The 7,296-nt window shown below is 66.3% G+C and carries 7 protein-coding genes; 3 read left to right on the top strand and 4 right to left on the bottom strand.

All coding sequences use genetic code 11. From position 1 onward, the window contains the following. Positions 1-16: 16 nt before the first annotated feature. Both yfbR and dgt read right to left on the bottom strand, forming a co-directional pair. A complete protein-coding gene (gene yfbR, locus FAZ79_RS09205) occupies positions 17-643 on the bottom strand; it encodes a 5'-deoxynucleotidase (protein WP_136867677.1) in 627 nt (208 codons plus the stop codon). 43 nt (positions 644-686) lie between these two features. After that, a complete protein-coding gene (gene dgt, locus FAZ79_RS09210) occupies positions 687-2,129 on the bottom strand; it encodes a dGTP triphosphohydrolase (RefSeq protein WP_136867678.1) in 1,443 nt (480 codons plus the stop codon). Positions 2,130-2,393: 264 nt separating this feature from the next. On the opposite strand from dgt, the gene FAZ79_RS09215 reads away from it, so the two are divergent. Both FAZ79_RS09215 and purH read left to right on the top strand, forming a co-directional pair. Further along, positions 2,394-3,254 carry an NAD(P)-dependent oxidoreductase gene (locus FAZ79_RS09215; RefSeq protein ID WP_136867679.1) on the top strand — a complete coding sequence of 287 codons (861 nt, stop codon included), beginning with the start codon at positions 2,394-2,396 and terminating at the stop codon, positions 3,252-3,254. Between the two features lie 281 nt (positions 3,255-3,535). Continuing rightward, positions 3,536-5,098 (top strand): bifunctional phosphoribosylaminoimidazolecarboxamide formyltransferase/IMP cyclohydrolase, encoded by a 1,563-nt coding sequence (gene purH, locus FAZ79_RS09220; protein ID WP_136867680.1) that lies wholly within the window; start codon positions 3,536-3,538, stop codon positions 5,096-5,098. A 74-nt stretch (positions 5,099-5,172) separates the two neighbouring features. Here purH and FAZ79_RS09225 read toward each other — a convergent pair whose 3' ends face one another. Next, the gene (locus tag FAZ79_RS09225; protein WP_136867681.1) at positions 5,173-5,355 is read right to left on the bottom strand and encodes a hypothetical protein; all 183 of its coding nucleotides are present in this window, start codon (positions 5,353-5,355) and stop codon (positions 5,173-5,175) included. Positions 5,356-5,359: 4 nt separating this feature from the next. Then, a complete protein-coding gene (locus FAZ79_RS09230) occupies positions 5,360-6,217 on the bottom strand; it encodes a metallophosphoesterase (RefSeq protein ID WP_136867682.1) in 858 nt (285 codons plus the stop codon). A gap of 422 nt (positions 6,218-6,639) precedes the next feature. Between FAZ79_RS09230 and FAZ79_RS09235 the strand changes: the two genes are divergently transcribed. Further along, positions 6,640-7,116 carry a DsrE family protein gene (locus FAZ79_RS09235; RefSeq protein ID WP_169303657.1) on the top strand — a complete coding sequence of 159 codons (477 nt, stop codon included), beginning with the start codon at positions 6,640-6,642 and terminating at the stop codon, positions 7,114-7,116. The last annotated feature ends 180 nt before the right edge of the window (positions 7,117-7,296 follow it).

Genomic DNA, 7,296 nt, shown 5'->3' on the forward strand with positions numbered 1-7,296 from the left:
CCGCTTACGGGTCGGCTCAGTCGTGGCTGAGGTCGTCGAGGGTCAGCTCGAAGGCATCGACGAAGCGCTGGCGGAAGAAGCCCACCGCCGGCAGGTCGGTCATCTCGTCGAGCTTGCCGTGCAGGAATTCCTCGGCGCGGCGAAACTCCTGGTTGCCGGCCGCGCGTTCCTCGATGCACTTCAAGTAGGCCGACAGCGAGTCGGCGGCCTTGACCAGCCGCAGCACCTCGGGCTCGATGCGGGCGCTCTCGATCACCTCGGCGAACGATTCCTGCAATGACTCGGGCAGCAGCCCGATGATCTTGCGCTCGGCGTGCGCCTCGAGGGCCTTGTAGGAATCGCGGATGTCCTCGCGGAAGTACTTCACCGGCGTGGGCAGGTCACCGGTGATGATCTCCGAGGCGTCGTGGTAGAGCGCCACGCTGACCACCCGGCCGACGTCGTTGTCCTCGCCGAATTCCTGGTTGCCGATCACCGCCAGCGCGTGGGCGATCATCGCCACCTGCAGGCTGTGTTCCTGGACGTTCTCGCTGCGCGTGTTGCGCATCAATCCCCAGCGGTAGATGTACTTCATCCGCGAGAGGTAGGCGAAGAAGTGGCTTTTCTCGGGGCTCTGCTCGGGGTTCTGGTCGGAAGCGCTCATCGGGTTCCTGTCTGGATAATCGGTTTCGGGGTCGAGTGTCTCGTCAGGCCTGCGTGGTCGGGCGGAAACCCACCTCGCGGAATTCCTCGAACAGGCTGACGGCGAAGCTGTCGGTCATCCCGGAAATCATGTCGGTCAGCAGCTGCGCCTCGCGGTAGCGGATCGGCATCGGGTTGCCCGGTGACTCGAACACCCGCCGGTAGTTCTCGGAGATGCGCTGGTAGATGTAGCCGGCCAGCGGCGTGGACCGCTGGCTGGCCGGGTCGTCGGGGTCATCGCGCCGGGTGATCGCGTACCAGAAGGCATCCATCAGGCCGTGGATGACCCTCAGGCCGGTCAGCTCGACGCGCAGCACCGACTTGTGCCGGTAGGCGTGCTGCCAGTTGCAGGCCTTGAGCGCGGCCAGCAGGCGCCCGCCACGCGAGGCGTCCACCAGCTCCTGTTCGAAGCCCCCCTCGGCCATGGCCGGCAGCGAATCGATGAACACCTCGCCGATCGCCTCCATCAACGCGCCGATCGCGCGGATGCGGAAGGTCTGCATGGAGATGTCGTTGAGCTCGTCCGGCGAGAGGCGCTCGCGCCGGTAGGCCTTGTGCTCGGCGGCCGCCGCGTCGCAGACCGCCGTGACCACCGGGTCGTCCGGTGCCTCGTGGCGCAGGAAGGCGATGGTATCGGAAAACGACAACAGGCCCTTCTTGACCGCGTCCTCGGCGTCCAGCACCGAGTAGGCGATGTCGTCGCAGGCCTCCATGATCCAGGTCAGCGGATGGCGCTGCCCGGATGAAAGGCCCGTGCCGACCCAGACCTCGTCCATCAGCGCCCGCTCGGACTGGAAGTAGCCGTGCTTCTTGTGGGTGACGCGCGACCGGTCGATCTCGTCGCTGGCCGCGGGGTACTTCACCAGCGCGGCGAGGCTCGCGAGCGTCAGGTTCAGGCCGTAGTCGTCGTTGATCAGCTGCAGCTTGGTCAGCAAGCGCAAGGTCTGGGCGTTGCCCTCGAAGCGCAGGAAGTCCTGCTTCATCGCCGCGCTCAGGGCCGGTTCGGCATCCAGCACCTCGGCGCGGTTGATCTCGAACCAGCGCGCGATCGCGTCCTCGCCCTGGTGACCGAACGGCGGGTTGCCCAGATCGTGGGCCAGGCCGATAGTCGCCAGCAGGGCGGGTACGTCGCGCAACGCCTCGGGCAAGCCCGCGGCCACCCCGTGGTGGAAGACGAGATCGATGCCCACCGAGCGGGCCAGGTTGGCCACCTCGTGCGAATGCGTCAGCCGGGTGCGCACGCTGTCGGACCGATCCAGCGGGAAGACCTGCGTCTTGTCGGCCATGCGCCGCACCGGGGTGGAGAACAGTACCCGGTCGTAGTCGCGTTCGATGGCCGTGCGCGTCTGCGCCGGCACCGTCGCCAGGAGGTTACCCTGCCCGCTGCGGGGTCGGCGGCGGTCGGAATTGAGCCAGCGGCGCCAGTGGCTGTCGAGATCCTGCCTCATCACGCATCCTTGAGGGAGTGGCCTGGGAATGGTCGAAACATGGGTCCGTCGACCCCGGAAATCACCACCGGCTTCTGCTAGCCTCCTTAGGCCGAATCAGGGGCCAGAAAAGGCCCGTGAATCCACCAGTGGCGACAGGGAAACGAACGACCGCTGGCGCAAGCATAACGTACACCCGCCGCAATCCACCCGACGACGGACCGTGCCCCGCGCGATTGTGGCGAGCGACCATCCGCAGCAGCGAACAGCGAAGAGGGCACCGCCATGAACACCACGATCGGAGTGATCGGCCTGGGACTGATGGGCACTGCCATGGCCCGACGCCTCGCCCAGTCGGGCTGGGCGGTGACCGGTTATAACCGTCACCCGCGTGAGATCGAGGACATCCCCACCGCCGCCAGCCTGACCGAACTTGCCGATCGCGCCGAAACGCTCTGGCTGATGGTCAGCGACCACAAGGCCTGTCGCGAGGTGATCGACACGCTGGGCGAGGCCGGCATCCGCGACCACGTGGTGGTCAACAGCTCGACCATCGCTCCGGCAGAATCCGCCGAGATCGCCCGCCGGGTCGAGGCGCTGGGCGGCGAATACCTCGAGGCCCCGGTGCTCGGTTCCATCCCGCAGGCGCAGAGCGGCACCCTGCAACTGCTGCTTGGCGGCGAGGCCGACCTGGTCGAGCGCCTCGAGCCACTGCTGCGCACGCTGGGCACGCCGACCCACTTCGGCGAGATCCGCAGCGGCGCGGGTGCCAAGCTTGCCTTCAATCAGCTGATCGGCTCGCTGACCGCCGCCTTCTCCATGAGCCTCGGGCTGGTCCAGCGAGAGGGCGTCGACGTCGACAAGTTCATGGCCACCCTGCGCGATTCGGCCCTCTACGCCCCCACCTTCGACAAGAAGCTCGACAACATGCTCGGCCACTCGTTCGAGAAGGCCAATTTCCCGTTGAAGCACCTGCTCAAGGACATCCGCCTGTTCACCCAGAGCGCCTGCGGTCAGGGCATCGACACCCACCTGCTGATCGGGCTGCAGCACGTGCTGGAGGAAGGGATCTACGCCGGCCACGGCAACCACGACTACTCCTCGCTGTTCGAGAGCATCGTGCGCGAGCAGGCCACCACGCACTAAGCCTCCTCGACGGGGGCGCGGCGGCTCAACAAGGGTCGGGGAAGATCTGCACGATTCCATGGCATCTCTGGCTCGCGGGTTTGCCCGCACTCGGCGCAGCCGTCCCTCGACGGGCAATGAGCCCGTCCTCGGTCCGGCGTCTTGATGGCGAACAAGCCGGTAAGCCAGGGGCGTTGGCTAGGCGTGCAGACCTTCCCTAAGAGCGGGTACAATGCGCGGTTTGCGTCCCGCCCGTCGGGGCAGCCGACACCACTTACCGCTGAGATTACCGGGTACCCACCATGAGCCATCATGCCGTCAAGCCGCGCCGCGCCCTGCTGAGCGTTTCCGACAAGACCGGAATCCTGGGGCTGGCCCAGGGCCTGCACGCCGCTGGCGTGGAACTGCTGTCCACCGGTGGCACGGCCCGTCTGTTGCGCGAGAACGACGTGCCGGTGCGCGAGGTCAGTGACGTGACCGGCTTCCCGGAGATCATGGCCGGGCGGGTCAAGACGCTCAATCCGCTGATCCACGGCGGCATTCTCGGCCGTCGCGGCACCGACGACGAAGTGATGGCCACCCACGGCATCACCCCGATCGACCTGGTGGTGGTCAACCTCTACCCGTTCGCCCGCACCGTCGCCGACCCGGACTGCGACCTGCCCACGGCGATCGAGAACATCGACATCGGCGGGCCGGCCATGGTCCGCGCCGCGGCGAAGAACCACAACGACGTGGCGATCGTGGTCAACCCGGCCGACTACGAGGTCGTACTCGGGGAGATCAACGGCGAGGGCATCTCCATGGCCACCCGCCAACGCCTGGCCGGGGCGGCCTTCAGCCACACCGCCCAGTACGACGGCATGATCGCCGACTACCTGGGCCGCCAGTTCGAGGACAGCGCGTTCGCCCCGACCTGGCACCTGCCGCTGAACAAGTCCATGGACCTGCGCTACGGCGAGAACCCGCACCAGAAGGCGGCCTTCTACGTCGAGCCGGACGCCGCGCCGGGCACGCTGGCCCGTGCCCGCATCGTCCAGGGCAAGCCGTTGTCCTTCAACAACCTCGCCGATGCCGACGCGGCACTCGAGTGCGTCAAGCAGTTCGATCGCCCGGCCTGCGTGATCGTCAAGCACGCCAACCCCTGCGGCGTGGCCACCGGCGACGACATCACCACCGCCTACGATCGCGCCTTCGCCACCGACCCGACCTCGGCCTTCGGCGGCATCATCGCCTTCAACCGCCCGCTGGACGCGCACACCGCGCGCAGTATCGTCGAGCGCCAGTTCGTCGAGGTGATCATCGCCCCCGAGATCGGCGCGGATGCCGCCTCCGAGCTGGCCGCCAAGCCCAACGTGCGCGCACTGGCCATCGACGACTGGTCGGTCAAGCCGGCCCCCGGCATGGACTTCAAGCGCATCGGCGGCGGGCTGCTGGTCCAGGACTTCGACCATGGTCTGGTCGGTGCGGAGGATCTGAAGATCGTCACCCGACGCGCGCCGGACGAGGCGGAGATCCAGGATCTGCTGTTCGCCTGGCAGGTGGCCAAGTTCGTCAAGTCGAACGCCATCGTCTACGCCAGCGGCCAGCAGACCATCGGGGTGGGGGCCGGCCAGATGAGCCGCGTCTACTCGGCGCGCATCGCCGGCATCAAGGCGGCCGATGCCGGCCTGCCGGTCGAGGGCTCGGTGATGGCCTCGGATGCCTTCTTCCCGTTCCGTGACGGCATCGACGCCGCCGCCGAGGCGGGCATCAAGGCCGTGATCCAGCCGGGGGGCTCGATGCGCGACCAGGAGGTGATCGACGCGGCCGACGAACACGGCATCGCGATGGTGTTCACCGGCATGCGTCACTTCCGCCACTGAGCGAGCGCCATCCCGGCAACGAAAAAGCCCCTCGATCGAGGGGCTTTTTTCTTGGGCCGGAAACGGCGCCCGAGTCACGCAAACGGATTGAAGCGATCCTCGTCCTTGCGGCGGTGGTGCCGCTTCAAGTCCAACTCCAGCGACTTGAGCACGGTCTGTTCGTCGACCGGCTCGCGCTCGCGGCTATCCAACTCGGCACGCGCCACCTCGATCAGGCGGCGCAGTTCCGTCAGTGAGAGGCGGTGAAGATCGGGCATGGGCTCAACCGGTGGCGTCGATCACGGAATGGAAGTGGTGGCCGCGGCGCACGAACCGATGCGTTCGCACGCTGGGGTCATGGTAGTGCGCGCTGACGGCGAGGGTATCGCCCACCTCGACCAACGCCAGCCCACGGCCGGGCCGTTCGTCCCACGCACCGCAGTCGATCCAGAGGCGGTTGCCGTCACGAACCGGCTGGCCGGTGATGGTGTGCCCGGCGATGACCCAGTCGATCCCGCGCACGCTGCGTTCGGGCCGCTTGCCCTCGAGCACCTCGTGGACCTGAGAGCGTCCCCACAGCAGGGTGTCGAGTTGCGGGTCGGCCTTGGTCGAGGCCCAGTAGGTCATCTTCTTGACCCGCTCGAGACGGGCGATGTTCTGGTCCCAGTCCCACAGGGGCAGTTCGGCGTGCACCACGCCCACCGCGGCCGGCCCGTTACCGACCTGGATCATCAGCGGCATCTGGCTGATCAGGTTCATCACCTCGGTGATCAGGTCGTCCCACTTGTCGTCCTTGAGCTTGTCGTAGGACTCCAGCAGCCAGGCCGAGCCCATCGCCTCGAGGTCGGCGCGCTGGGCCTTGCTCAACTGGCGTTCGGCCAGGGCATCGCGGTGATTGGCAATCACCCGCTCATGGTTGCCAGCCACCGAGAAGAACCAGGGCTCGCCCAGCAGGCGCAGGGTGCCCAGCGAATCCTCGCCGTAGTCGATCAGGTCACCGACGGCGATGACGCGATCCCGTTCCGGGGAAAAGTCGTGCTTGTCGAGGATCTTTTCCAACAGCGGCCGACTGCCGTGCAGATCGCCGACGATGAAATCCCGACCGCGCGGGTTTTTCAAAAGCTGTTTGAATAACGTCATGTAATCTAAGCAACCACGCCTTTGCCACGCCACGCGCGGGTGGGCCGGCGTGGCATGAACGGTTGGATTGGCTCGACGGTCCGTCCGGGACGCAAGTCGGCGGCGAGTCGGGCGACATCGCAACCACGTGGGACGGGGCGGGCGGAAGGCCTGCCGATCGAATAATCGATATGTTCGCTAAAAAATAGCGTCAGGTCAACAGCTTGGCCTGCCGGGCACCCGCATGCGCCGGGCAGGGATACGCGAACGGTTCGGCACCGTTTCCCGCCAAGATTTTCTTGATACCCCATTCGAAAATTAACCGGCGAAGTGGTCCCGAAATGGGCCCCGTTTTCTGCTCCGGCACGTATGCTGACCGGCGGGATGCAATTCATGCCCGTGATAATCAAAAACCGACGAAAAACCGCTCAAGGAGGATTTTCATGAAAACCCGTTCCCTGTTCCCGGCCGCCTGGCTGATGCTGCTCGCCGCGTTTTCCTTCGGCACCGCCGCACAGGCCGCCGACGCCGACAAGATCGAGCAGGTCGGTGGCAACACCCTGGCCAAGGAACACCTGGTCCTGCAGATCACGGAGAGCGACCTGCAGCGCCAGAACCTGGTACTCAACGTCGCCAACAACGTGATGAAGGCGCGCGGTGGCCCCGACCAGATCGACGTCGAGGTGGTCGCCTTCGGTCCCGGCATCAGCATGCTGTTCGCCAACAACCATCACGCCGAGCGCATCCAGTCGCTGGCCGACCAGGGCGTGCGCTTCTCCGCCTGCAAGAACTCGATTGCCGGCGCGACCCGCAAGCTCGGCAAGGAACCGGCGATGAACCCGGCCGCCGAGCCGGTCGAGGCAGGCATCGCCCGCATCCTCGACCTGGTCGACGCCGGTTACGTGCTGGTTCGCCCGTAACGGCAGGACCCCGCAGGCAGGCCGCCCCGGTGCCCTGATCAAGGGCCCGGGGCTTTTTTAATGGAATGGCCTGCTCCCACCCTATTACGCTGTTTGGAGGAACAACCGAACGGCGATGAAGGAGGAACAGACCTATGTCTATCAAAACGCTTGGTATCGATCTTGGCAAGACCTCGATGC

Source organism: Guyparkeria sp. SB14A, from assembly GCF_005096345.1.
Taxonomy (GTDB): domain Bacteria; phylum Pseudomonadota; class Gammaproteobacteria; order Halothiobacillales; family Halothiobacillaceae; genus Guyparkeria; species Guyparkeria hydrothermalis.

What these genes read in the sequence shown, in the direction of transcription:
- yfbR (WP_136867677.1), bottom strand. Translation starts at nt 643, where the DNA reads ATGAGCGCTTCCGACCAGAACCCCGAGCAGAGCCCCGAGAAAAGCCAC.
- dgt (WP_136867678.1), bottom strand. Translation starts at nt 2,129, where the DNA reads ATGAGGCAGGATCTCGACAGCCACTGGCGCCGCTGGCTCAATTCCGAC.
- FAZ79_RS09215 (WP_136867679.1), top strand. Translation starts at nt 2,394, where the DNA reads ATGAACACCACGATCGGAGTGATCGGCCTGGGACTGATGGGCACTGCC.
- purH (WP_136867680.1), top strand. Translation starts at nt 3,536, where the DNA reads ATGAGCCATCATGCCGTCAAGCCGCGCCGCGCCCTGCTGAGCGTTTCC.
- FAZ79_RS09225 (WP_136867681.1), bottom strand. Translation starts at nt 5,355, where the DNA reads ATGCCCGATCTTCACCGCCTCTCACTGACGGAACTGCGCCGCCTGATC.
- FAZ79_RS09230 (WP_136867682.1), bottom strand. Translation starts at nt 6,217, where the DNA reads ATGACGTTATTCAAACAGCTTTTGAAAAACCCGCGCGGTCGGGATTTC.
- FAZ79_RS09235 (WP_169303657.1), top strand. Translation starts at nt 6,640, where the DNA reads ATGAAAACCCGTTCCCTGTTCCCGGCCGCCTGGCTGATGCTGCTCGCC.